Raw genomic sequence first — 23,293 nt, 5'->3', positions numbered from 1 at the left:
ACGCGGTGTGCGGCCGAATCCGGCGGCGGGTTGATGGATCTCGACGCTGATCACGCGGACCCCCGCAGGTCGCGATCCCGCAGCGCCGCGGCGATCCGTGCGCGATGCAGATCCGGTGTGCCCCACGCCGATCGAAGCGCGGTCACCCTGGTCAGCCACAGCGACAGGTCGTACTCGGCGGTGTAGCCGATGGCGCCGTGTACCTGTAGCGCCGCACGCGCGGCGCGATAGGCCGCATCACCGCAGGCGATCACCGCTGCCGAAACATCGCGGCCGCGGGTGGTATCACCCATGGTCAGTGCCGCCCGGTAGAGCAGCGGCTCGGCCAGATCCAGCCCGATCAGCACATCGGCCAACTTCTGCTTCACGGCCTGGAACTCACCGATCGGCTGGCCGAACTGCTTGCGCTGCTTGGCATATTCGGTCGCGGCGGCCAACAGCGCCCGACCCGCGCCGAGCAGCTGTGCCGCATTGGCCAGCGCCCCGGCATCGAAGGCGGCGGCAATGGCGTCGCGGACATGATCGCCCTCGGCAACCACCGCATCGGCCTCGACTGTGAACAGTCGTCGCGCCGGATCGACCGACCGCACCAACTCCGTCCGGTGCGCGGTGCGCAGCTGATCACCGTCCGCGATCAGCACCACCTCGGCGATATCCGCGTCCAATGCGACCGTGCCGTGCGCGGGTGACGCGAACGCCAGCGTGCCCAGCGTCGCACCGTCGGCGAAGCCGGGCAGCCAGCGCGCGGCCAGTGTGGTATCCGGAAGGGCCTGCAGCAGTGCGGGTATCGCGGCGGCCGTCGCCACCAGGGGGCCGGGCGCGGCGGACCGGCCGATCTCCTGGAACGCGACGACCAGATCGATCGGCTCCGCGCCCATGCCGCCGTGCCGTTCCTCGATGGCAAGGCCGAGCGCTCCCGCACCGGCCAGCTGCTGGATGAGCCCGCGGCCGGGCTGAGGATCTCCACTGGCCCAGGACCGTACGGCCGCGGGGGTGCGTCCGGCATCGAGCAGCTTGCGCAGGCTGGTGCCGAAGTCGAGTTGTTCCGGGCTGAGCGCGAATCTCATCGGCTGCTCCCTCTCGGTAGTCCGAGCAGTCGCTCGGCGATGATATTGCGCTGAATCTCGTTGGTACCGGCATAGATCGGACCGGAGAGCGAGAACAGATAGCCATCGGTCCACGGTCCGGACCGTTCGGCCGCGCCGCCAAGTACGTCCAGTGCGGTTTCGTGCATGGCGATATCGAGTTCGGACCAGAACACCTTGGTGATCGACGATTCCGCGCCCAGTTTGCCGCCCTCATTGAGCCGGGTGACCGTGCCGAAGGTGTGCAGCCGGTAGGCCTCACTGCCGATCCACGCATCGACCACCGCATCGCGCTGTGCGGTATTGGTGTGATCGCCGGTGTCGAGCCACAGGTCGATCAGCCGCTGCGCGGTCGCGCTGAAGCGGCCCGGACTGCGCAGCGACAGGCCGCGCTCATTGCTCGAGGTGCTCATCGCGACCCGCCACCCCTCACCGGGCTCGCCGATCACATCGCGATCCGGGACGAAGACGTCGTCGAGGAAGATCTCCGCGAATCCGGGCTCACCGTCCAACTGCGGGATCGGCCGCACCGAAACACCATCCGCCGAGAGCGGGAACATCACATAGGTGAGTCCGCGATGCCGCCCCCGGCGGTTGCGGTCAGGCCCGGAGGCGGCAGCCTGCGTAACCACGGAGGGCCCCGCATCCGCCGTATCGGGCAGAGCCTCGGGATCACTGCGGAACAGCCCGAAGGCCCAGTCCGCGAACGACGCCCGCGAACTCCAGGTCTTCTGCCCGCTCAGCAGCCAGCCGCCGGTGGTGCGGCGCGCGGTCGAGCGGATACCGGCCAGATCGCTGCCCGCCTCCGGCTCGGACCAGGCCTGCGCCCAGATATCGTCGCCGCGCGCCATCCGCGGCATGATCCGGTCCAACTGTTCCGGGGTGCCGTGCTCGAAAAGCGTCGGCGCCAATAGGAAGATGCCGTTCTGGCTGACCCGCCCCGGTGCACCGGCGGCGTAATACTCCTGCTCGAAGAGCACCCACTCCAGCAGCGAGGCATCGCGTCCGCCGTACTCCCGCTGCCAGGAGACGACCGACAGGCGCGCGTCGGCGAGGGTGCGTTCCCATTCGCGATGTGCCTCGAAGCCGGCCTTGGTATCCATGGAGGGCAGCGGTTTCGCGGGTTTGTTGGCGGCGAGGAATTCGCGAACTTCCTGTTGGAATTCGCGGGTCGCCTCATCGAGATCCAGATCCACTACGTTGTCCCGTTCTGCTCGGACGTCGACTCGGTGGTCACCGAGGCCGACGCGGATGCCGAAGCGGTCGCCGTGCTCTTCATCGACTTGGCGGTCATGCCGCCGAGCGAATCCGCGCCGACCTCGGCATTGTGTGCGTGCGCGAAATGGTGCAGGCCGAATGCCGAATCCATGCCCGCGCGCATACCCATCAGATCCTCGGCCTGGTTGACCGCCTTCTTGGTCAGCGCCAGCCCGAATTGCGGCATGGTGGCGATCTTTTCGGCCAGCGCCAGGGTTTCGGTTTCGAGTTCGGCGCGCGGCACGACGCGATTGACCATGCCCCATTCCTTGGCCTGGGCCGCATCGAAGCGGTCCCCGGTGAACAGGAATTCCTTGGCCGCGCGCGGCCCCATCACCCACGGGTGCGCGAAATACTCCACACCCGGAATACCCATGCGGACAACGGGATCGGAGAAGAACGCGTCATCGGAGGCGATAATGAGGTCGCAGACCCAGGCCAGCATGAGCCCGCCCGCGATACACGCGCCCTGCACCATCGCGATGGTCGGCTTGGGGATTTCCCGCCAGCGGCGGCACATCCCCAGGTACACCTCGGTCTCGCGGGCGAAGCGCTGATCGCCGCCGACCCGGTCCACATGGTCCCACCACAGCGCGGCCTTGTTCTGATAGCGCACATGGTGATCGCGTCCTGGCGTGCCGATGTCATGGCCAGCGCTGAAATGCTTTCCGTTGCCCGCCAGGACGATCACCTTGACCTCGGCGTCTTCGACGGCACGCTCGAACGCGGCATCGAGGGCATAGGTCATCACCGAATTCTGCGCGTTGCGGTAGTCCGGCCGGTTCAGCGTGACGATCGCGATCGGGCCGCGCCGCTCATAGGTGACGACGTCTCCCTCATCGGGAACACCGTTCTCGTCGGACATTACGACTTCTCCTCACGTAGTTGACGCTTGAGCACTTTCCCGGCCGCGCTATAGGGCAGTTGGTCCCGGAATTCGATGAATCGGGGCACCTTGAAATTGGCCAGCACGGTGCTCGCGTGCGCCCGCACTTGCTCCTCGGTGAGCGCGGCGCCGGGTTTGCGCACTACAAATGCCTTGCCCACCTCACCCATTCGGGTATCCAGAACCCCGATGACTGCGGATTCGGCCACGCCGTCGAGCCGGGCCAGCGCCTGCTCGATCTCCGCCGGATACACATTGAAACCGCCGGAGATGTACATATCCTTGAGCCGGTCGGTGATCTTCAGGTACCCGCGCTCGTCGAGCGTGCCGATATCGCCGGTGTGCAGCCAGCCTTCGGCATCAATGGTTTCGGCGGTGCTTTCCGGATCGTTGAGATAGCCGAGCATCACATTCGGCCCGCGCAGCAGTACTTCGCCTTCCGGGCTGAGCCGCAATTCGAAATCGGCGATCGGGCGGCCACAGGTGCCCGCGATGGTGGCGGCATCGTCATCGGCGCGGCACATGGTGCCGAATCCGGCGGCCTCGGAAAGGCCGTAGCCGGTGATGACCACAGTGAAATCGAGTACCGAGCGCATGCGTTCGACCAGTACCACCGGCACCGTCGCGGCACCGGTCACGGCGACGCGCAAGGTGCTCAGGTCGTAGCTGTCCCGGTCCGGGAAGTCGAGAATGGTCTGGTAGATGGTCGGCGGTCCGGGCAGCACCGTGATCTTCTCGTCGCCGACCAGGCGCATGGTCGCTGGCACATCGAAGGTCGCCTGCGGAATGATCGTCGCACCGGTCACCAGGCAGGCGAGTATGCCCGCCTTGTAACCGAAGTTGTGGAAGAACGGGCTGACAACCAGATAGCGATCGGAGCCGGTCAAGGTGGTGCATTCGGCCCACGCCCGCACCACCGACAGCGCCTGCCGATGCGCGACCAGGGTGCCTTTGCTGCGTCCGGTGGTGCCGGAGGTGAACAGGATGTCGGAAATATCCTCCGGGTCGACGCCCTCGGCGCGCTGCACGGCATCGGCCACGGAGGCCGATTCGGCAATACCGGCGAGCTGCGACCAGTTGACGGCCACGGCGTCGGTGGTCTCGGTTCCCGGCTCCACGGGGATCACCACCACCGTGTCGATGCACAATTCTGGTGCGGCGGAGCGTAATTCGGCCAGTCGATCCCGGCCGAGGAAGGTTCCGGCGATGAACAGCGCCTTGGCCTCGACGCGCGCGAGCACATCGGCGGCCTCATCGGCGACATAACGGGTATTGAGCGGCACCAAGGCCGCGCCCGCGTAGTGCGCGCCCAGCGCGGCGACCACCCAGTGATAGGTGTTCGGCGCCCACATGGCGACTCGGTCGCCCGACTGCACGCCGCGGGCGATCAGCGCCCGCGCCACCTCCTGCACCGCCGCGAGCAACTGCGTCCAGTCGAGCCGAACCTCGCCGTCGCCGAGGGCGGGTGCGGCGCCGAAGGTGCGCGCGGCATCGTGCAGTGCCATGGGTGTCGTTTGTGCAGGGGTTGTCACGGTTGTCCTCACCGTCGGCGGGGTCTTTTGCTGCCTTTGCTCGATCAAAGTGGTCAGCCTCTAACAAAGCAAGTGCTTGGTAGGTTATCCTACCGGCGTGGGTGCGATCCAGACATCAGATTTCGACAAGGGGGGCGGGCCCGAAGGGCAGGGGGGTGGGGACAATACTGCCGCACAGGACGCGCGGTTTTCCGCAGAAGTGCGCGAGTGGTTGGCCGAGAACCTCAATGGCGAGTTCCGCGCACTGCGCGGACTCGGCGGACCCGGCCGCGAGCACGAGGCCTTCGAGGAGCGCCTCGCCTGGGACCGGCACCTGGCCGCGTCCGGATGGACCTGTCTCGGCTGGCCCAAGGAATGGGGCGGCCGCGAGGCCTCGGTGCGCCAGCAGGTGATCTTCCATGAGGAGTACGCCAAAGCGAATGCGCCGGCCCGGGTTTCCCATGTCGGTGAGGAACTGCTCGGTCCGACCGTGCTCGCCTTCGGGACCCAGGCGCAGAAGCAGCGCTTCCTGCCCGGGGTCCGGAATGTGACCGAGCTGTGGTGTCAGGGCTACTCCGAACCCGGCGCGGGGTCCGACCTGGCGGCCATCACCACCAGCGCCCATCTCGACGGCGACGAATGGTCGATCAACGGCCAGAAGATCTGGACCTCGCTGGCCCATGTGGCCGACTGGTGCTTCGTGGTCGCGCGCACCGAAAAGGGGTCGACCCGACACAAGGGCCTGTCCTACCTGCTGGTTCCCATGCATCAGCCGGGCATCGAGGTCCGCCCGATCATCCAGTTGACCGGCACCTCGGAATTCAACGAGGTCTTCTTCGACGATGCGCGCACCGCCGCGGACCTGGTCGTCGGCGATCCGGGCGACGGCTGGCGCATTGCCATGGGCACGTTGACCTTCGAGCGCGGCATCTCCACCCTCGGCCAGCAGATCCGCTTCGCCCGCGAACTCGCCGATATCGAGGCGCTGGCCCGCCGCACCGGCGCGGCCGACGACCCGCTCATCGCCGACCGGATCGATAAGGCGTGGGTCGGCCTGCGCGTGCTGCGTGCGCATGCGCTGCGCACCATGGCCGATACGACCGCCGATGATGGCGGACAGGCCTCGGTCTCCAAACTGCTGTGGGCCAACTGGCATCGCGGCTTGGGCGAACTCGCCATGGCCGTGCTCGGTCCCGCCGGACTGGTCGCCGATGCGAACGATCTCAATGAATGGCAGCGGCTGTATCTGTTCACCCGCGCCGATACGATCTACGGAGGTTCGAACGAAGTGCAGCGCAATATCATCGCCGAGCGTGTGCTCGGGTTGCCGCGGGAGGCTCGCCCATGAGTGCAGCATCGCATGGCGATTCCGTGGGGGCTGGCGGTCGGACGACGGGTGGGCGGGGTCCGCTTTCTGTTGCACCCCAGCCGATTCCGGGCCACGGGCTGCTGACCGGACGCACCGCCGTGATCACCGCCGCCGCGGGCACCGGCATCGGCTCGGCCACCGCGCGCAGGCTGCTCGCCGAGGGCGCCGATGTCGTCGTGTCCGACTGGCACGAGCGGCGACTGGCCGAAACCGAGGTCGAACTGAAGGCCGAATTTCCGGATCGCCGGGTCGCATCGATCGCCTGTGATGTGCAGAGCACCGAACAGGTCGATGAGCTGATCCGCGGTGCGGCAACGGCATTGGGCCGCATCGACATCATGGTCAACAATGCCGGACTCGGCGGCGAGACCCCGGTCGTGGATATGACCGACGAGCAGTGGGATCGCGTCCTCGACATCACCCTCAACGGCACCTTCCGCTGCACCCGCGCGGCCCTCGGCTACTTCCGCGACGCGGGCCACGGCGGTGTCATCGTGAACAACGCCAGCGTGCTCGGCTGGCGCGCGCAATACGGCCAGGCCCACTACGCCGCGGCCAAGGCGGGCGTGATGGCCCTGACCCGCTGCAGCGCCGTCGAGGCCGCCGAATTCGGTGTCCGGATCAATGCGGTCGCCCCGAGCATTGCCAGGCACGCCTTCCTGGACAAGGTCAGTTCGACCGAACTGCTCGACCGCCTCTCCGAGGGCGAAGCCTTCGGCCGCGCCGCGGAACCATGGGAAGTCGCCGCCACCATCGCCATGCTGGCGAGTGATTACACCACCTATCTGACAGGCGAAGTGGTCTCGATCAGCAGCCAGCGCGCCTGATCGACCCAACACTACGGAGCGAGTTCGACGCGCGAGGAGTTCGCGGCCGTCGCGCGTTCGTGCGAAGGCGCGGCCATGAATTCGGCCGAGTCGCCAAAGCGTATGCGCCACGGTGCCCTCGCCGGGCGTTCGTCAGGTGCGGAACGATCCGCACCTTGCCGACCCCAACGGAGCGAGTCTTACGAGCGACCGTTCGCGGCCCGTCTCGCGTCCGAGCCGAAGGCTCGGCCATCGAACTCAGCCGAGTCGTCGAAGCGCATGCGACGAAGTCGCGAGTCTCGACGGCTCGGACGCGAGGCCCACCCGTCGCCCGACCGCCACCCCTCATCGAATCGCTGCGCGATGCTGACATTTGGGGGCCGCGAACCTGCCGCGCGTACGCGCGGCAAATTTGACAGAGCGCAGTAGTGCGATCGCCTTTCGGCCACTGCGACCTTGGACCTCTAGTGGGCGTCTGATCAGGTAAAAAAGGTCGGGACGTGGCGCATCCAGGTGTGCCATGCTGGATATGGTCGGATCCCGCACTCCCTAAGGGGCGATGGCTATGGGCCCGGATCGCCCACATGCCCGCGAACAACTGGAACTCGAGTTGGTACGCGAAGTCGTGCTGGCCAGGCGACGGCTGGACAGCTTGGTGCTAGCGGCGCTCACCCTTGGCGCCGAACTCATAGACCACACCTCCGAACGCGCGACCGCGACCAGGGCGGCCCAAATTCTCGAACAGTACGCCATTGACGAAACCGCGGTCGCCCGCGATCCGCGTGGCGCGTTGCGTGCCGATATGGCGCGAGATCACGAGCGTGCCAGCCGAATCGGACTCACCGCCGAATCGGGTGCCGGTTCGGAACAGGACCGGCGACGGCGACAGCAGACGGAATTGTTGTGTGAAGTGCGAGCAGATCTGCTCGACGTTGTTCGCAAATGCCGCAAATTCCGCTTCGATCGCGTCGCATTGGCCGATGAGATCGCGCAGGGTCTCTGCGCCGCCACCGACAAACTGGTCGTCGGCGCGGATATGGACACCTACCGCGCCTGGCAGCGCGGCATGGTCCTCAAACTCATCGAGGAACCGGTCCAGTTCGGTCCACCGCGGGTAATGGCCACCGTCGACGCAGGACCCGATCGCGGCCCGCTGACCGTCGAATGGGACAGCTGCGAGCGCCGACTCGCATTGGTCGCCCGGATGGCGCGTGCGGGGATCTCACCGGTGGTGATCTGCGATCGACTGCTGGCGGATCTGTCCGTGTCCTCACCGCTGCGCTATTCCATGCGCTGATACCTCCCGGGTTCCCCAAGCAAATGCTTGGTTGTATTATGGCCCGTGTGACCGCATCAGACGCCTCGAAATCAGCACGGCGCAATGAACTGCTCGCGCTCGCGGCCCAACTGTTCGCCGAGCGTGGACTGCGTGCGACGACCGTGCGCGATATCGCCGATGCGGCCGGGATTCTATCGGGGAGCCTCTATCACCACTTCGATTCCAAGGAGTCGATGGTCGACGAGATTCTGCGCGGCTTCCTCGACGATCTGTTCGGGCGGTACCGGGAGATCGTCGCTTCCGGGCTGAGCTCGCGAGATACCTTGGAAGCCTTGGTGATCGCGTCCTATGAATCCTTCGACCGCTCGCACGCGGCCGTGGCGATCTATCAGGCCGAGGCCAAGCGCCTACGCGATTCGGAGCGGTTCACCTATATCGCGGACTACAACCGCGAATTCCGCGAGCTGTGGCATCGGGTACTGATCAATGGCGTCGAGGACGGCACCTTCCGGCCGGAACTCGACGTCGAACTGGCCTACCGATTCCTGCGCGACACGGTGTGGGTTGCGGTCCGGTGGTACGAGCCCGGCGGCGCGATCACCGTCGAGAATCTCGCCAAGCAGTATCTGACCATCGTGCTCGACGGCCTCACCGTGCCGTAAGTCCACTTCGGCGGTCGGTGGTAATCCGAGCACCGCCTCCGGGCCCGTCGCTTCCGGCCGGGCAGCACACCAAGTAGGAGTTCTAGATGTCAGCACCATCCGCTCGCCGCCCATACGCCCCGCTGCGGGATGCCTATGTGATCGATGCCGTGCGCACTCCGGTCGGCAAGCGCAATGGCGCGCTGGCCGCGGTGCATCCGGCCGATCTCGGCGCGGCTGCGCTGCGAGGTCTGCTGGACCGCAATCCGATCGATCCGGCGGTAGTCGACGATGTGATCGTCGGCTGTGTCGACAATATCGGCCCGCAGGCGGGCAATATCGGCCGCACCATGTGGCTGACCGCCGGATATCCGGAGGAGGTTCCCGGAGTCACCGTCGACCGGCAGTGCGGATCCTCCCAGCAGGCCATCAATTTCGCCGCGCAGGCCATTATGAGCGGCACGGCCGAGGTGGTCGTCGCGGGCGGTGTGCAGAATATGAGCGCCATTCCGATCTCGGCGGCCATGCTGGCGGGCAAGGAGTACGGGTTCGATTCGCCGTTCGTCGGTGCGCAGGGCTGGGACCATCGCTATGGCACGGGCGAGGTTTCGCAGTTCAACGGCGCGCAGATGATCGCCGATAAGTGGAATATCAGCCGAGAAGAGATGGAGCGCTGGGCATTGCGCAGCCATGAGCGCGCCCGCGATGCCATCAAGAACGGCCGCTTCGATCGGGAGATCGTGCCGGTCGGCGAATTCTGGATCGACCAGTGCCCGCGCGAGACCACACTCGAGAAGATGGCGTCGCTGCCGGTGCTCGCCGAGGGCGGCACGCTTACCGCCGCGGTCGCCAGCCAGATCTCCGACGGCGCGAGCGCGACCCTGCTCGCCTCCGAATGGGCCGTCGAGGCATACGGATTGCGCCCGCGCGCCCGCATCCACCATGTCAGCGCCCGCGGCGCCGACCCGATCATGATGCTCACCGGCCCCATCCCCGCCACCAAGTGGGCGTTGGAGAAGACCGGCCTGACCATCGACGATATCGATGTCATCGAGATCAACGAGGCCTTCGCCCCGGTCGTACTCGCTTGGCTGCGGGAGACCGGCGCCGATCCGGACAAGGTGAACGTCAACGGCGGCGCGATCGCCCTCGGCCACCCCCTCGGCGCCACCGGCGCAAAGCTTTTCGCCACTCTCCTCAACGAACTGGAACGCGTCAACGGCCGCTACGGCCTGCTCACCATCTGCGAAGGCGGCGGCACCGCCAACGCAACCATCATCGAGCGCCTCAACTAGCCCTCCCGGTCACCCCATCGAGCCGAGTCAAATGGTCGCTCGACCCCACACCACAGCAACCTTTTGACTCGTCTCGACTAATAGTGCTCGTGAACGCAACCACAGCCGGTCGACTGGGCTGGAAGCCGTGGGCCTGCGTGCACGAACTGCGGGAGGTAAGCCGGGTACTGCACACAAAGTGCCCAGCATGGCCGGTTGAACCACTGGACGACAGAACATCCTGGGACAGCCGAAACCCGAGATGTCTGTGCAGGACAACAGGACCCACCGCAGCCCAACGAATCCGAACCGGCGTGAAAGGCCGCCCCGGTCAGGAGGACTCGGGGCGGCCTTTGGTGGATCTAGGTGGCGCTTCGGTTAGGGCGTGATCGGGGGTGTGCCGGGATCTGTGGTGAGGGTGGCGATGGTGTCGATTCGGGTGACGGCTTCGGCGACTATGCGGTCGATGAGTTCCTTGCAGGTTGGGAGGTCGTCGATGATGCCGGTTACCTGGCCTGCAGCCAGAACACCGGCCTGGGTGTTGCCTTCGACTAGACCAGCGCGCAGGAGCATGGGGGTGTTGGCGGCCATGATCACCTGGGACCAGGTGAGGTCCTTCGCCTTTCGCATGGCCAGGCCGTCGCGGACCATGGTCGACCACTTCATGCCGGTCATGCCCTTGAACTTCGCCGCGTTCGATACCGCGGCGGTGAGGCCGCGCCAGCGGCCGGAATGTTCCAGACGGTCGACGAGTTCGGTGTTCAGCACGCGATGTGGCATACCGTCGACCTTGAGCGAGACGACGGTGTCCTGTAGTTGCCGCCTCAGGTATTCCTGTTTGACGGCATCGGGGACGGTGCTCTCCTTGGTGAGCAGGAAGCGCGTACCCATCGCGACACCCGCTGCGCCGTAGGCCAGCGCAGCCGCCAAACCACGGCCATCGAAGAATCCGCCCGCCGCTACGACCGGAATATCGACCGCGTCCAGCACCGAGGGCAGCAGCAGCGTGGTGGCCACCGGACCGGTGTGCCCACCGCCCTCGCCGCCCTGCACGATCACCGCGTCGGCACCCCAGGAGGCCACCTTCACCGCGTGTTTGGCGGCGCCGATCGACGGAATCACTACCACGCCAGCATCTTTCAGCTTGGCAATGAGCTCCTGCTTGGGTGCGAGCGCGAACGACGCGACGGCGACCCGCTCGCGGATCAGCAGATCGATCCGTTCGGGTGCGTCCGTGGCGTCCGCGCGGATGTTCACGCCGAATGGCTTGTTGGTATGCGCCTTGGTCTTCGCGATCGCGGCTTCCAATTCGGCGAAGGTCATGGTCGCCGAGGCCAGAATCCCGAGCCCACCCGCCTCGGCGGTGGCCGAGACCAGACTCGGCCCGGCCACCCAGCCCATACCGGTCTGCACGATCGGATGTTCGATGCCGACCAGTTCGGTCAGCGGTGTCCGCAGCACGCTCACGACGGGACCTCCGATTCCCGAACCTTCTTGGGATCGAGCACATCCCGGATCAACCGCAGCTCTTCCGCGGTCGGCAGCCGGGTCTCACCCGCATCGCCGAGACCCGCGATCTCGAACGAGGTGTTCTCGGCGACCTCGGCGGCGGTGACGCCCGGATGTAGACTGCGTGCCCGCATGGTGTGCTCGGGCCCTTCGAAATCGAATACGCCCAGATTGGTGACCACCCGGTGCAGGTGGTGGAACCGATACGCCGGATTGGCCGGATCGACCTTGTCGTAGCCGACGCCGGAGACGATATCGACCCGATCCACGAAGACCCGGCGGGTATGCCGCGAAACCCAGTAGCTGGTCGGATGATTGATGGTGTTGCCCGGTGCGCCGCGCACACCGAACATCTGCCTGGTCGGCTGCTGCAATGGGCCGAATGCCGACAGGTTCTGATTGCCGAACCGATCGATCTGGTTGGCCCCCATCACCACATGGCGGCGACCGGAGGCCACCACATCGAAGACCTTGCGGAACGGAATCCACCCCTCGGTCGGCGCCTTGCCGCCCAGCGGGGGAGTGTCGGCGAAGAACAGCGCTTCGCCATCGGAGAGCAGCAGATCGGGTTCGGTGGTCAACTTGGCAAGGCGCGCACCGATGATCGACATCGGCGACATCGGCGAGGCCATGATTTCCCCCGCGCCGCTGAAGATCTCGGCACAGGCCACCGCGCAGATCTCGGCCCGGGTAACTGTTTCAGTTGTCGGCCCACCCGTCGCCCGACCGCCACCCCTCACGGAATCGCTACGCGATGCTGTCATTTTTGTACCTCCTGTGCGAACTCGCGAACGGCGGCCTGATACTCGTCCTCGGAGACCGCGAGATATTTGTCGACGAACCGCTGCCAGGACTCCGGCGTCTTGGCCGCTTCCGCATAGTGCTTCTGGAACTTCTCGTCCCGGCCGTAGCTGTCCGCGGCCAGCGTGAAGTGCGCGCCGCCGGGCGCCTCGACCACGCCGTCGACCAGCATCCGGTTGAGCAATAACGACTGCAGTGGAACGGCTTTCACCAGTTCCTCGGTCTCCACCACCCGCTCTACCGATACATAGCGACGCTCGGCGGCCAGGCAGTACAGATCGTCGAAGTACGGATCGACACCGGTATAGGCGGCATTGCCGTGCTTATCGCCGATATTCAGATGGACAAGTGCCGCATCGAGATTCAGCGCGGGCATTGCGATGAGTGTTTCGCCGTCCGAGTAGGGCGAAGCGACGGTCTTCAGCTCGCCATCCCAGAAATTGACGACATCGGATCCGAGCCCGGCCCGGATCGGCAGGAACGGCAGTCGTGCGGCCGCGGCCTCCAGTCCGCACTTCAACATGCCCTCGTCCATCTCTCGCGCCACCAGCGCGCCGGAGGTGCGGGCCGTGGCGAACCACGGATCGTAGAACGGCGGCGAATCCAGGGATACGAAGCCGTAGTACGCCTTGCGCACCTTGCCCGCCGAGCACAACAGACCGAGATCCGGTCCGCCGTAGCTGACCACGGTCAGATCCGTGATATCCGAGCGCAGGATGGCCCGCACCAGCGCCATCGGCTTGCGCCGCGAGCCCCAGCCGCCGATGCCGATGGTCATCCCGCTGCGCAGTTCGCCGACGACCTCGTCGAGCGACATTCGCTTGTCCCGCATCAGTTTTCCCTGCCCTCTTCCGTGGAGCTCTCTTCCTTGCGCGCGGCCAGATCGTCGTCGAACCGCGCCCGGATCTCATCCGCCACCCCGGCCAGATTCAGTTCGAAGGTGAAACCCTGTTCGTAGCGGTAGCTGCGGTGCACGTCCTGCACATCGATGCCGTTGAGCGCCCGCTTCGCCGCGCGGATCACCCGACCATCCTTGGCTGCGATGTTCTTGGCGAGTTCCAGTGCGGCGGCATCGAGTTCGGCGCGCGGCACCACCTGATAGACCGATCCGAAGTGCTGTAGCTGCTGGGCGGTGATGGTGCTCGCGGTGTAGAACAGCGCGCGCATCAGATGCTGCGGCACCAGCCGGGACAGATGCGTGGCCGCGCCGAGCGCACCGCGGTCGACCTCGGGCAGGCCGAAGGTGGCGTCATCGGAGGCGATCACCACATCGGCGTTGCCGACCAGGCCGATGCCGCCGCCGAGGCAGAAGCCCTGCACCGCGGCGATGACCGGAACCGGGCAGTCGTAGACCGCCGCGAACGCCTCGAAGCAGCCGTGATTGGCGTCGATCAGTGCCTGATGGCCCGGGGTGCGCTGCATCTCCTTGATATCGACACCGGCATTGAAGCCGCGGTTCTCGGCGCGCAGCACCACGACCTTGGTCTCCGGATCGCGCCCGGCCGCGCGGATCTCATCCGCCAGGGTGAACCAGCCGTCGGACGGTATGGCGTTGACCGGCGGATAGTCGACCGTGACCACGGTGATGCCGGTTGATTCGGAGTGACGGTTGATCCCCATCGCGTATCCATTCGTGGTTGGCAAAGCAAGCAGTTGCTTGGTAGGTTAGCACGGTGGCACTCGAAATCGATCTCACCGGCAGCGTCGTTCTGGTCACCGGTGGTGTGCGCGGGGTGGGTGCAGGCGTCAGCAGGGCCTTTCTCGCCGCGGGCGCGACCGTTATTGCCTGCGCGCGACGTCCAGCGGACGCACCTGTGCGCCATGACGGTCGGGAGATCGAATACCTGCCCTGCGATGTGCGTGACGCCGGCGCGGTACAGGGACTGGTCGATGCGATCGTCGCGCGCCACGGCCGCCTCGATCACCTGGTCAATAACGCGGGCGGCGCGCCGTTCGCCCTCGCCGCGACCGCGAGCAAGAACTTCCACAGCAAGATCGTCGAACTGAATCTGCTCGCGCCGCTGCTGGTTTCGCAGGCCGCCAATGCGGTGATGCAGCAGCAGCCGGGCGGCGGCTCGATCGTGATGGTGTCCAGCGTCAGCGGTCACCGGCCCTCACCGGGCACCGCCGCCTACGGCGCGGCCAAGGCGGGTATCGACAGCCTGACCGCCACGCTTGCGGTCGAATGGGCCCCGAAGGTCCGGGTGAATTCGCTGGTCGTCGGCCCGGTCGAGACCGAACAGAGTCAGCTGCACTATGGCGATCAAGATGGTGTCGACGCGGTCGGCGCGACCATTCCGCTCGGTCGGATGGCTCGGCCCGACGATATCGGCAGCTGCGCCGTATTCCTGACCTCACCGCTGGCCGCCTTTGTCAGCGGCGCGACGTTGCTGGTGCACGGCGGGGGTGAGCGCCCGGCATTTCTGGCCGCGTCGAATGCCAATGTCGCCGAGCAGCCCGCCGAGGCCTGAACAACCGAACCCGAAAACGAAGAGGACACAACAGGTTATGGACACCGAGCAGATCTGCGCCGGGCGCGTCGTCATTGTCACCGGCGCTGGCCGCGGTATCGGCCGGGCGCATGCGCTCGCCTTCGCCGCCGCCGGGGCGCGCGTGGTGGTCAACGATCTCGGCTCCGCCCTGGACGGTGCGGCGACCAGCGAGACCCCCGCCGAACAGGTCGTCGCCGAGATCAAGGCACTCGGCGGGGAGGCCGTGGCCAATGGTGACGACATCGCGGACTGGGACGGTGCGCGCAACCTCATCCGCCAGGCGGTCGACGCCTTCGGCCGTCTGGACGTGCTGGTCAACAATGCCGGATTCGTGCGCGACCGGATGCTGGTGAACCTCGGCGAGGACGAGTGGGATGCGGTGATCCGAGTGCACCTCAAGGGCCACTTCGCGACCATGCGCCACGCCATCGAGTACTGGCGCGGTGAATCCAAGGCCGGTCGTGCGGTCGATGCCCGCATCATCAACACCAGCTCCGGCGCGGGCCTGCAGGGCAGCGTCGGCCAGGGCAACTATGGCGCGGCCAAGGCTGGTATCGCGGGCCTGACCCTCACCGCCGCGGCCGAATTCGCGCGCTACGGCGTCACCGTCAATGCCATCGCCCCCGCCGCCCGCACCCGCATGACCGAGACCGTCTTCGCCGAAACCATGGCCGCCCCCGAGGACGGCTTCGACGCGATGGCTCCGGAAAATGTCTCGCCGATCGTCGTCTGGCTCGGCAGCTCACAGTCCTCTGCTGTCACGGGCCGTATGTTCGAGGTCGAAGGCGGCAAGGTGGCCCTGGCCGATGGCTGGCGGCACGGCACCGCTGTCGATCGCGGCGCGCGCTGGAACTCCGCCGAACTCGGTCCGGTGGTCGCCGACCTGATCGCCAAGTCCGTTCCGCCGGAGCCGGTTTACGGCGCCTGAGTGCACGGAACCGGCATGCTCATGCCGTTCTGACTGGCACGTCGTCGGTAATCAATTCGTCGGCGTGCCAGCTTCGACGCATTGCCCGTCCGGTTGCACCGGTCCGCTGCGCCGCACAGTGCGAGTCCGCCGTGCTGTGGCGAAGTCCGCGGTGTTGTGCTGATTTCGCTGTGCTGTGGCGAGTTCTCGGTGCTGTACTGAGTCAGCTGTGCATTGCGCGAGTTCGCTGTGCTGTGCTTAGTCCGCCGTGCCGTGCGTGAGTCCGCTGTGCCGTGGCGAGTTCGCCACGCCGTCGCGACTTCGCTGTGCCCCGGCGGCTTCGTTGTGCTGTGGCGAGTTGGCCGTGCCGTGCGTGAGTCCGCTATGCCGTGGCGAGTTGGCCGTGCTGCGCTGAGTTCGCCGTGCCGTGGGTGAGTCCGCTGTGCCGTGGCGAAGTCCGCCGTGTTGTGGCGAGTTCGTAGTGCTGTGCTGAGTTCGCTATGCCGTGGCGAGTTGGCCGTGCTGTGGCGAGTTGGCCGTGCCGTGGGTGAGTCCGCTGTGTTGTGGCGAGTTCGTAGTGCTGTGCTGAGTTCTCTGTGCCCTGGCGACTTCGCTGTGCTGTGGCGAGTCCGCGTTGCCGTGCCGAGTCCGCCATGCCGTGCGCGTGCACTGTTTTGTGCGCAATTCCGCCGTGCCGTCCGAATGGCGGTGCCGTCGCTGCGATTCCGCGCCATGACCGGTCGCCGGGGCGCGTCGGCATACGGACTGGTCCGCTGGTTTTCCTGGGGGTGCGCGTAGGGGGATTGACGCGGAAGTGTGTTCGGGATTACACGCGAAGTTCCGAAGGCGCGATCTGGGCGCTCGACCGGTTCCGGGCAGACGGCCGGTCGGGCGTGTCTTATGCCGTGCGTGGCCCGAGCGACTGCGCGGATTTGGGCTGCGGTTTACTATGGGCTCCCGTCCGTCGAAGTCCCGGAATTTGTGAGTTGCGACCGGGCAACAGATCTGCGCTATATCGAATCAGGGGAAGGCTGGCGCATGGCCGTTGGTCGCACGTCGCGTGTGGTTGCAGTGCTTGCGACTGTGGCTGGCTTTGCGCTCCTCGGGGGAGTGCCGGCCGAGGCGCAGCTCGGCAGCGCGTGCCCGCAGTGCGCGGATCCTGATTACCCTGCGTCGGATGCGATCGGCGATGTATGGGAGCCACTGGCGATTCCGGGCCGGTCGAGTGTCAGTTCACCGATTGATCCGACCGATGCCGCTGCGGGTGTCAACCCGGCCGCCGGTTCCGGTTCGGCGGCGGGTTCGGCCGCCGCTGGCTCCGCGGCCCTCGGCGCGACGGGTCTGCTCGGCGCACTCCTCGGCGGCGGCTCGGTCGGCGTGGGCACGATTATCGGCACCGGCTCCGCGGGCGTTGGCGCGATCATCGGCACTGGTTCGGCGGGTGTCGCCACCATTCTCGGCACCGGTTCGGCGGCGTTAGCCGGTACCGGTTCGGCGGCGCTGGGCGCCGGCTCCGCCGTCCTCGGAACGGGCTCCGCGGCAGTCGGTTCCGCCGCTGTCGGTACCGGATCTGTGCTGGGTGGTACGGGTTCGGCTGCGGTCGGCTCGGCTGGTGTTGGTACCGGATCTGTGCTGGGTGGTACGGGTTCGGCTGCGGTCGGCTCGGCTGGTGTCGGATCCGCAGGTGTCGGCTCGGCCGGAATCGGTTCCGCCGCAGTAGGTTCCGCGGCCGTCGGTTCCGCCGCGGTCGGCTCGGCGGCCCCGCTGCTCTTGCTGCTGATCCCACTGCCCGCGCCGCCCGCTCCGGCAGTGCCATCTGTCCCGATCATCGTCCCGCCAGCGCCACTCGCACCGGTGGCGCCACAACTCGCGCCGGTCCCGGTGGCCGCGCCGCCCGCACCCGCTCCGGAGCAGGCACCGCCACCGCCGCCCGTACCTTCGGCCGCCCCGCCCGCGGCTCCGGCCAGGCCGAATCCGGATATCCGGCCGACCAGTGCCGCCGACGACCTGCCCAAGCCCAATGTGCTCGGCGTGGTCGGCGGCCTGATCGCGCTCGCGCTGGCCGGAATCGGTTCCGGCGCAGTGAGTTTCCAGAGCGCATCGGCCGCACAGGCCCGCATCGACGCCGCGCGTGCCGAGTTCTTCGGACCGAGGACGTAAGGGGCGTTCGATGAGTGAGAGCAGAACGCAAACCGGACTCCGGGCCTACCGACGGGTTGCGGCGGCGGTCGACGCGGTGTGCGCCGTCGCCGCGGATTCCGATGCGACCACCCTGGACGAGGTTGTCGCCGCCATTGCCAGCGAGCGGCGTCGCGAGATCGAAATCGCCAGTGCGGAACTGGGTCCGGGCGTCTGCGGCCAGCGCCGATTCTATCCGGACCGCGATGTGATCGTGCTCGCGACCGCACTGCCGAGCCGTGAACACACCCTCGCACACGAACTGGGCCATATCGTCTTCGACCATGCGGGCGCGCCCGCGCCTGAGGTGACGCTGGAGGCCAGTGACGATCTGATCGCCTACATGCTCAGCCAACGAGCACATCAGCAGATCGTCGACGACGGTGCGGACGAACTCGCCGAATGGGAGGCCGAAACCTTCGCCGCCATGCTGATGACCCGACTCCGCGTGTTCAACAGCCGGGGCGCAGGCGTCTCGGTCCTTCGATTCGATGAGGCGCTCGGATGACGCTCTGGTTGACGGCCATGCTGGTCTGGGTCGCCGCCGGTGCGCGTGTCGGTCGCGTACTGGTGAAGCCCGCGACGACCGCGCGGGTGGCGATCGTCGTCGCGGTCGCGGCGGTCGCACTCGGGGCCACCATTGCGGTTCCCGAAATCGCGCTCGCCATAGCCGGTCTGCTACCGCGCGGTCTGCCTTCGGGCCCGCTGTCCGACGGCGTCGTGACCTCGGCCTGGATGCTGTTCGCGACCGCGACCTCGGTGGTCGCGTCGGCGGCGTGGCCGGTCGTCTCACGCCGCAATCTGCGTCAGATCGCGTTCGTGATCTATGGCATCGGCTCGGTCGCGATGGCGGTAAATCTGTTCTGGTCCACCACCTTCGGCTGGATCGCGGTCGCGCTCGGCTGCGTTTTCATCGTCATCACCGGTGTGCGCAATCTGGATTGGACGACGCTCGGTCGCGGTATCGCCATCTATACCGCCGGGACCGCGCTCGTCGCGGTGCTCGCCGTGCTGCAGATCCGCCGAGCCGTCATCGCCGCACCGGCCGCGAAGCCCGGCGAACCGGACTGGGGCTGGCCCGCCTGGGCGGCGGCGGCCATGCTCATCGCGTTCGGTGCGGTGTGGATCGTGGTCGAGCTGTGGATCCGTGCGCGAATCCTGTTGCGGCAGATCAAGGTTCTGCACCGCACCATGGTCGGGCGGTTCCCGGAAGTGGTCGCGCACGAGCAGACGAGTACCTCCACTCAGCTCAAGGCATCCGATCAGGTCGCGCAGATTATGGACGCGTTATATCTGCAATCCGGCGGCGGCGTCGAGCTGGTAAGTGCGGGTCCACCACCGCCGCTGGTGTCCGCGCGGGCCGACCGGGTCGCGCAGTGGGCGCGAAACCCATTGGGTGAGGTGGTAGTCGACGCGCGGTGGATTGCTCCGCCGGAGGGTATTAGTCCCCGCGGGTGGGTCCAGGCAATCGCGCGCGCCTACCAAGCGGGCGCCGCATCGTCGGTCCGAAATTGATCGAGTGACATCAAAACCCATCGGCTCGAGGCATTCCCAAGGACTCGCTCCGGGTATTCAATAAGGTTGACATAGCAAGGAATCCGGCACCGCTTCCGCAGTGCCGGATTCCTTGTGTCTGTTGACGTATCCGCGCAACTGATTTCGTCAGTAGCGGGTCTATTGAGGCGCGCTTTTATCGCAACCCTGTACGCACCACCAAGCCCACAACTTTAGGGGCACTGCGGGTGTGCCCGCGTTCTGGTGAGGCCATACCCATGACGCAGTACGGTGCGACCCTGTGGGTCGCACCGTACTGCGCTGCGGGAGAACCTATTCGGTGCCATCCGGAGGAATTTCGGGCAGACCTTCACTTGCCCGCAATTTCTCCGCCATGGAGGTGAGGAGGTTCTGTGATTCTTCGGACAGGTCGAAAGCCCTACTCGACAGCCGTCGCAGCCCGTAGCCCTGCAGCTGGGACAGCAACTCCAGATCATGATCGATCTTGGCGGCATAGATGTCGTTGAAGAAGTAGTCCGGCTTGACCTTGAAGAACTTGGCCAGTGCAGCCACCGTTTCGTCCGACGGATTGGTCCGCTGTCCCGACCTCAACTGTGAGAGGTACGGTTTCGAGATCGGATGTCCGGAGGCCGTCAGCGCAGCCGCAACCTCCGCGTTGGTGTGCGGCTTGCGCCCCGGGGGATGCACGGTTTCGAACAGCTTGTTCAGCCGCGCCGCGAAATCAGCCATTGTGAGCCGCCCAATTCCCTTCGCTGTACTAACAGTCGTTATCTCGGATACGTATCATTGATATTAGCGGCTCAGTAACTGAAAACCTACGCCTGATTCAGGATTTCCTTGAAGCTTCTAGGTGCCGCTCCCGGGAAGACACTGCGACGGTCGCGTTTGCGGGTCACGCCAACGGCTCTTGGGAAAACGTGGTGTGAACCGGTTCTTGCCCGTCGCGAGCACCTTCCCCGACGGACTGATGATAACCCCAAGATAGCTGACGAGTCATCTAGTGGCGTGTCCTGATGTTTGTGTGGCGTACGACACGTTTTGGGTTCATTGGGATGAACGTTCAACCAAGGCACCGGAATTGGTTGAAACTCTTACAATCTCTCGATGATGGTGCCTGTTGCGAGTGCGCCGCCCGCACACATGAGCACCATCGCGGTGCTGCCTCCGCTTCGCTCCAGTTCGTGCAAAGCCGTTGTGATGAGCCGGGATCCGGTTGAACCCACCGGATGTCCGAGTGCGATAGCGCCGCCGTTTACATTTACCCGGTCCATGTCCGGCTTGTGTACAGAGGCCCATGAAAGTGCAACTGCCGCAAAAGCCTCATTGATCTCGAAAAGGTCGATGTCGCCGATATTCATGCCGGACCGTTCGAGCAGTCGGGTGCACGCCTGCACCGGCCCGTCGAGGTGGAACTCGGGTTCCGAGCCGACCAGCACCTGCGTCACGATCCGGGCGCGCGGGCGCAAACCCGCTCGCTGCGCGGCCTTTTCGTCCATCAGCAGTACCGCGGCCGCGCCGTCGGAGATCTGCGATGAGGTGCCCGCGGTGTGGATTCCACTCTCCAGGACCGGCTTCAGCTTGGCCAGACCTTCGAGTGTGGTTTCGCGCAGACCCTGATCCCTTGTCACGTCCAGCTTCTCGCCGGTGAGATTGCCTTCCTTGTCGACCGCTGGCGCCGTCACGTGCAGCACCTCGCGGTCGAAGCGGCCCTCGGCCCAGGCCTGGGCGGCCAGGCGCTGCGAACGGACGCCGAGTTCATCGATATCGGCGCGAGTGATGCCGCGCCGCTTGGCAATACGCTCGGCCGCCTCGAACTGGTTCGGCAGATCGATATTCCAGGAGGCGGGCCGGCGCGGACCGGCGTGCTCGCCGACGTTGGCGCCCAAGGGAACTCGGCTCATCGCCTCCACGCCGCAGGCCATGCCGATATCGATGGCGTCGGTCGCGATCAGTCCGGCGATGAGGTGGTTGGCCTGCTGCGCCGAACCGCACTGGGCGTCGATGGTGGTGGCGCCGACCTGCCATGGCAGCCCGGCGTGCAGCCAGGCGACGCGGGTCACGTTATTGGACTGCTCACCGGCCTGGGTGACGCAGCCGCCGATAACCTGTTCCACCTGGGCGGGATCCAGATGTGCCTTATCGAGCAGCCCGCGCTGGGCGAGGCCGAGCAGTTCGGCGGCGTGTAGACCGGCGAGCCAGCCGCCGCGCTTGCCGATGGGGGTGCGAGCGGCCTCGACGATGACGGGTGTGCCCATGTCCAACCTTTCTTCAGGGACAGAAAAATGAAACGTGTGTTCATACCTGCGACAGGCGAATCTGTCCTGTTCTTCCCTCATTATGCAGCCTATGCTTCAATGATTGTAGAACGTGTTTCAGTTTGTCGAAGGAGACATCTGGTGGTTGACCCGCGGAATGCCCGGCCGAATCTGCCGGATGGGTTCGATGTCACGGACCCGGACATTTACGCCGAGCGTGTTCCGGTGGAGGAGTACGCCGAACTGCGTCGCACCGCACCGATCTGGTGGAATCCGCAGCCCGCCGAAATCGGCGGCTTCCACGATGAGGGCTTCTGGGTGGTGAGCAAGCATGCGGACGTCAAGGAGGTGTCGCGCCGCAGCGACGTGTTCTCCAACTTCGAAAACACCGCGATCCCGCGTTTCAACGACGACATCACCCGCGAGCAGATCGAACTGCAGCGCTTCGTGCTGTTGAACATGGACGCACCGCATCACACCAAGTTGCGCAAGATCATCTCCCGGGGTTTCACCCCGCGCGTGATCAACGGCCTGCGCGCCGAACTCAAGGCGAGAGCCGAGTCCATCGTGAAGGAGGCAGCGAAAAACGGATCCGGCGACTTCGTCACCCAGGTCGCCTCGGAACTGCCGCTGCAGGCCATCGCCGAGTTGATCGGCGTCCCGCAGGAAGACCGCGGCAAGGTCTTCACCTGGTCGAACGATATGACCGGCTATGACGATCCGGAGAACGACGCCGATCCGGTCGCCGCCTCCGCCGAGGTGCTCGGCTATGCCTACCAGATGGCCGCGGCGCGCAAGGAAAGTCCGGCCGATGACATCGTCACCAAGCTGATCCAGGCCGATGTCGACGGCGATGAGCTGACCCCGGAGGAGTTCGGCTTCTTCGTCATCATGCTGGCCGTCGCGGGCAATGAGACCACTCGCAATGCGATCACCCATGGTATGGCGGCCTTCCTGGAGCATCCGGATCAATGGGAGCTGTTCAAGAAGGAACGCCCGGCCACCGCCGCCGACGAAATCATCCGGTGGGCGACCCCGGTCACCTCGTTCCAGCGGACCGCGTTGGAGGACACCGAACTCGGGGGTGTGCAGATCAAGAAGGGGCAGCGGGTGGTCATGCTCTACCGCTCGGCCAACTTCGACGAGGAGGTCTTCGAGAATCCGGAGCAGTTCGATATCACGCGAAAGGACAACCAGCACTTGTCCTTCGGCGGTACTGGTGCGCACTTCTGCATCGGCGCGAATCTGGCCCGGATGGAGGTCGACCTGATCTTCAACGCCATTGCAGACGCCATGCCCGATATCACCAAGCTCGGTGATCCGAAGCGACTGCGCTCGGGTTGGCTCAACGGTGTCAAGGAGTTCCAGGTCGACTACAAGGGCTCGGGCTGCCCGGTCGCGCACTGAGACGTCGCGGACCCAGGCTTGTGTCGGCGGCCTGGGTCCACACGAAAGGGCCCTCGCACCGGTAGTCCCCTTGCCGGTACGAGGGCCCCTTTCGTGCTGCCCCGAGGGGGGAGGCAGCGTG

21 protein-coding genes are annotated in these 23,293 nt (G+C 66.0%); 11 read left to right on the top strand and 10 right to left on the bottom strand.

All coding sequences use genetic code 11. The features are described from left to right. Window positions 1-50: 50 nt before the first annotated feature. The 4 genes from ABZW16_RS10650 to ABZW16_RS10635 are packed head-to-tail and all read right to left on the bottom strand — an operon-like array spanning window position 51 to window position 4,733. Window positions 51-1,067 (bottom strand): acyl-CoA dehydrogenase family protein, encoded by a 1,017-nt coding sequence (locus tag ABZW16_RS10650; RefSeq protein ID WP_354954442.1) that lies wholly within the window; start codon window positions 1,065-1,067, stop codon window positions 51-53. Continuing rightward, on the bottom strand, window positions 1,064-2,281 hold the full coding sequence (locus tag ABZW16_RS10645; protein WP_354954440.1) for an acyl-CoA dehydrogenase family protein: 1,218 nt from the start codon (window positions 2,279-2,281) through the stop codon (window positions 1,064-1,066). The genes ABZW16_RS10650 and ABZW16_RS10645 overlap by 4 nt, the downstream gene beginning before the upstream one ends. Beyond that, window positions 2,281-3,207 carry an enoyl-CoA hydratase gene (locus tag ABZW16_RS10640; protein ID WP_354954438.1) on the bottom strand — a complete coding sequence of 309 codons (927 nt, stop codon included), beginning with the start codon at window positions 3,205-3,207 and terminating at the stop codon, window positions 2,281-2,283. The genes ABZW16_RS10645 and ABZW16_RS10640 overlap by 1 nt, the downstream gene beginning before the upstream one ends. Next, a complete protein-coding gene (locus ABZW16_RS10635; protein WP_354954436.1) occupies window positions 3,207-4,733 on the bottom strand; it encodes a FadD3 family acyl-CoA ligase in 1,527 nt (508 codons plus the stop codon). Before ABZW16_RS10635 ends, ABZW16_RS10640 begins: the two co-directional genes overlap by 1 nt. 133 nt (window positions 4,734-4,866) lie before the next feature. On the opposite strand from ABZW16_RS10635, the gene ABZW16_RS10630 reads away from it, so the two are divergent. The 5 genes from ABZW16_RS10630 to ABZW16_RS10610 all read left to right on the top strand — a co-directional run bounded on the left by ABZW16_RS10630 (window position 4,867) and on the right by ABZW16_RS10610 (window position 10,129). After that, window positions 4,867-6,087: an acyl-CoA dehydrogenase family protein gene (locus ABZW16_RS10630; protein WP_354954500.1), complete on the top strand. Its 1,221-nt coding sequence runs from the start codon at window positions 4,867-4,869 to the stop codon at window positions 6,085-6,087. Beyond that, window positions 6,084-6,935: an SDR family oxidoreductase gene (locus ABZW16_RS10625; RefSeq protein ID WP_354954434.1), complete on the top strand. Its 852-nt coding sequence runs from the start codon at window positions 6,084-6,086 to the stop codon at window positions 6,933-6,935. The genes ABZW16_RS10630 and ABZW16_RS10625 overlap by 4 nt, the downstream gene beginning before the upstream one ends. A gap of 544 nt (window positions 6,936-7,479) precedes the next feature. Beyond that, the gene (locus ABZW16_RS10620) at window positions 7,480-8,211 is read left to right on the top strand and encodes a hypothetical protein (RefSeq protein ID WP_354954433.1); all 732 of its coding nucleotides are present in this window, start codon (window positions 7,480-7,482) and stop codon (window positions 8,209-8,211) included. A gap of 38 nt (window positions 8,212-8,249) precedes the next feature. Further along, window positions 8,250-8,855 carry a TetR/AcrR family transcriptional regulator gene (locus ABZW16_RS10615; RefSeq protein ID WP_354954432.1) on the top strand — a complete coding sequence of 202 codons (606 nt, stop codon included), beginning with the start codon at window positions 8,250-8,252 and terminating at the stop codon, window positions 8,853-8,855. 122 nt (window positions 8,856-8,977) lie between these two features. Continuing rightward, window positions 8,978-10,129 (top strand): acetyl-CoA C-acetyltransferase, encoded by a 1,152-nt coding sequence (locus ABZW16_RS10610; protein ID WP_354954498.1) that lies wholly within the window; start codon window positions 8,978-8,980, stop codon window positions 10,127-10,129. Window positions 10,130-10,486: 357 nt separating this feature from the next. Here ABZW16_RS10610 and ABZW16_RS10605 read toward each other — a convergent pair whose 3' ends face one another. The 4 genes from ABZW16_RS10605 to ABZW16_RS10590 are packed head-to-tail and all read right to left on the bottom strand — an operon-like array spanning window position 10,487 to window position 14,038. Next, on the bottom strand, window positions 10,487-11,575 hold the full coding sequence (locus ABZW16_RS10605) for a nitronate monooxygenase (RefSeq protein ID WP_354954431.1): 1,089 nt from the start codon (window positions 11,573-11,575) through the stop codon (window positions 10,487-10,489). Next, window positions 11,572-12,381, bottom strand: a complete 810-nt coding sequence (locus tag ABZW16_RS10600; RefSeq protein WP_354954429.1) for a CoA-transferase — start codon at window positions 12,379-12,381, stop codon at window positions 11,572-11,574. The genes ABZW16_RS10605 and ABZW16_RS10600 overlap by 4 nt, the downstream gene beginning before the upstream one ends. Continuing rightward, entirely contained in the window at window positions 12,378-13,250 is an 873-nt protein-coding gene (locus tag ABZW16_RS10595) for a CoA-transferase (protein ID WP_354954427.1), read from the bottom strand. Before ABZW16_RS10595 ends, ABZW16_RS10600 begins: the two co-directional genes overlap by 4 nt. Beyond that, on the bottom strand, window positions 13,250-14,038 hold the full coding sequence (locus ABZW16_RS10590; RefSeq protein ID WP_354954425.1) for an enoyl-CoA hydratase family protein: 789 nt from the start codon (window positions 14,036-14,038) through the stop codon (window positions 13,250-13,252). The genes ABZW16_RS10595 and ABZW16_RS10590 overlap by 1 nt, the downstream gene beginning before the upstream one ends. Window positions 14,039-14,091: 53 nt before the next feature. On the opposite strand from ABZW16_RS10590, the gene ABZW16_RS10585 reads away from it, so the two are divergent. From ABZW16_RS10585 to ABZW16_RS10565, 5 genes are all read left to right on the top strand, one after another. Continuing rightward, on the top strand, window positions 14,092-14,889 hold the full coding sequence (locus ABZW16_RS10585) for an SDR family oxidoreductase (RefSeq protein ID WP_354954423.1): 798 nt from the start codon (window positions 14,092-14,094) through the stop codon (window positions 14,887-14,889). Between the two features lie 37 nt (window positions 14,890-14,926). Further along, window positions 14,927-15,838 carry an SDR family oxidoreductase gene (locus ABZW16_RS10580; RefSeq protein WP_354954421.1) on the top strand — a complete coding sequence of 304 codons (912 nt, stop codon included), beginning with the start codon at window positions 14,927-14,929 and terminating at the stop codon, window positions 15,836-15,838. Window positions 15,839-16,900: 1,062 nt separating this feature from the next. Further along, window positions 16,901-17,977, top strand: coding sequence for a hypothetical protein (locus ABZW16_RS10575; protein ID WP_354954420.1), 1,077 nt, complete (start codon window positions 16,901-16,903; stop codon window positions 17,975-17,977). A 10-nt stretch (window positions 17,978-17,987) separates the two neighbouring features. Then, entirely contained in the window at window positions 17,988-18,503 is a 516-nt protein-coding gene (locus tag ABZW16_RS10570) for an ImmA/IrrE family metallo-endopeptidase (RefSeq protein ID WP_354954418.1), read from the top strand. Next, a complete protein-coding gene (locus ABZW16_RS10565; RefSeq protein WP_354954417.1) occupies window positions 18,500-19,510 on the top strand; it encodes a hypothetical protein in 1,011 nt (336 codons plus the stop codon). The genes ABZW16_RS10570 and ABZW16_RS10565 overlap by 4 nt, the downstream gene beginning before the upstream one ends. Window positions 19,511-19,822: 312 nt before the next feature. Here the strand turns inward: ABZW16_RS10565 and ABZW16_RS10560 are convergent, their stop codons facing one another. Both ABZW16_RS10560 and ABZW16_RS10555 read right to left on the bottom strand, forming a co-directional pair. After that, on the bottom strand, window positions 19,823-20,239 hold the full coding sequence (locus ABZW16_RS10560; protein ID WP_011207048.1) for a helix-turn-helix domain-containing protein: 417 nt from the start codon (window positions 20,237-20,239) through the stop codon (window positions 19,823-19,825). Window positions 20,240-20,601: 362 nt separating this feature from the next. After that, the gene (locus ABZW16_RS10555; RefSeq protein WP_354954415.1) at window positions 20,602-21,765 is read right to left on the bottom strand and encodes a steroid 3-ketoacyl-CoA thiolase; all 1,164 of its coding nucleotides are present in this window, start codon (window positions 21,763-21,765) and stop codon (window positions 20,602-20,604) included. A gap of 141 nt (window positions 21,766-21,906) precedes the next feature. Here ABZW16_RS10555 and ABZW16_RS10550 point away from each other — a divergent pair, with 141 nt between their 5' ends. Beyond that, a complete protein-coding gene (locus ABZW16_RS10550) occupies window positions 21,907-23,172 on the top strand; it encodes a cytochrome P450 (RefSeq protein ID WP_354954413.1) in 1,266 nt (421 codons plus the stop codon). The last annotated feature ends 121 nt before the right edge of the window (window positions 23,173-23,293 follow it).

It is taken from the genome of Nocardia sp. NPDC004604 (genome assembly GCF_040609795.1).
Lineage (GTDB): Bacteria > Actinomycetota > Actinomycetes > Mycobacteriales > Mycobacteriaceae > Nocardia.
This window is presented reverse-complemented; position numbering and strand designations above follow the sequence as displayed.

Bases quoted from the DNA above. Each gene is read 5' to 3' on its own strand.
- ABZW16_RS10590 (WP_354954425.1), bottom strand. From the start codon at position 14,038: ATGGGGATCAACCGTCACTCCGAATCAACCGGCATCACCGTGGTCACG.
- ABZW16_RS10560 (WP_011207048.1), bottom strand. From the start codon at position 20,239: ATGGCTGATTTCGCGGCGCGGCTGAACAAGCTGTTCGAAACCGTGCAT.
- ABZW16_RS10650 (WP_354954442.1), bottom strand. From the start codon at position 1,067: ATGAGATTCGCGCTCAGCCCGGAACAACTCGACTTCGGCACCAGCCTG.
- ABZW16_RS10570 (WP_354954418.1), top strand. From the start codon at position 17,988: ATGAGTGAGAGCAGAACGCAAACCGGACTCCGGGCCTACCGACGGGTT.
- ABZW16_RS10595 (WP_354954427.1), bottom strand. From the start codon at position 13,250: ATGCGGGACAAGCGAATGTCGCTCGACGAGGTCGTCGGCGAACTGCGC.
- ABZW16_RS10600 (WP_354954429.1), bottom strand. From the start codon at position 12,381: ATGACAGCATCGCGTAGCGATTCCGTGAGGGGTGGCGGTCGGGCGACG.
- ABZW16_RS10635 (WP_354954436.1), bottom strand. From the start codon at position 4,733: ATGGCACTGCACGATGCCGCGCGCACCTTCGGCGCCGCACCCGCCCTC.
- ABZW16_RS10615 (WP_354954432.1), top strand. From the start codon at position 8,250: ATGGCCCGTGTGACCGCATCAGACGCCTCGAAATCAGCACGGCGCAAT.
- ABZW16_RS10580 (WP_354954421.1), top strand. From the start codon at position 14,927: ATGGACACCGAGCAGATCTGCGCCGGGCGCGTCGTCATTGTCACCGGC.
- ABZW16_RS10620 (WP_354954433.1), top strand. From the start codon at position 7,480: ATGGGCCCGGATCGCCCACATGCCCGCGAACAACTGGAACTCGAGTTG.
- ABZW16_RS10555 (WP_354954415.1), bottom strand. From the start codon at position 21,765: ATGGGCACACCCGTCATCGTCGAGGCCGCTCGCACCCCCATCGGCAAG.
- ABZW16_RS10625 (WP_354954434.1), top strand. From the start codon at position 6,084: ATGAGTGCAGCATCGCATGGCGATTCCGTGGGGGCTGGCGGTCGGACG.
- ABZW16_RS10565 (WP_354954417.1), top strand. From the start codon at position 18,500: ATGACGCTCTGGTTGACGGCCATGCTGGTCTGGGTCGCCGCCGGTGCG.
- ABZW16_RS10640 (WP_354954438.1), bottom strand. From the start codon at position 3,207: ATGTCCGACGAGAACGGTGTTCCCGATGAGGGAGACGTCGTCACCTAT.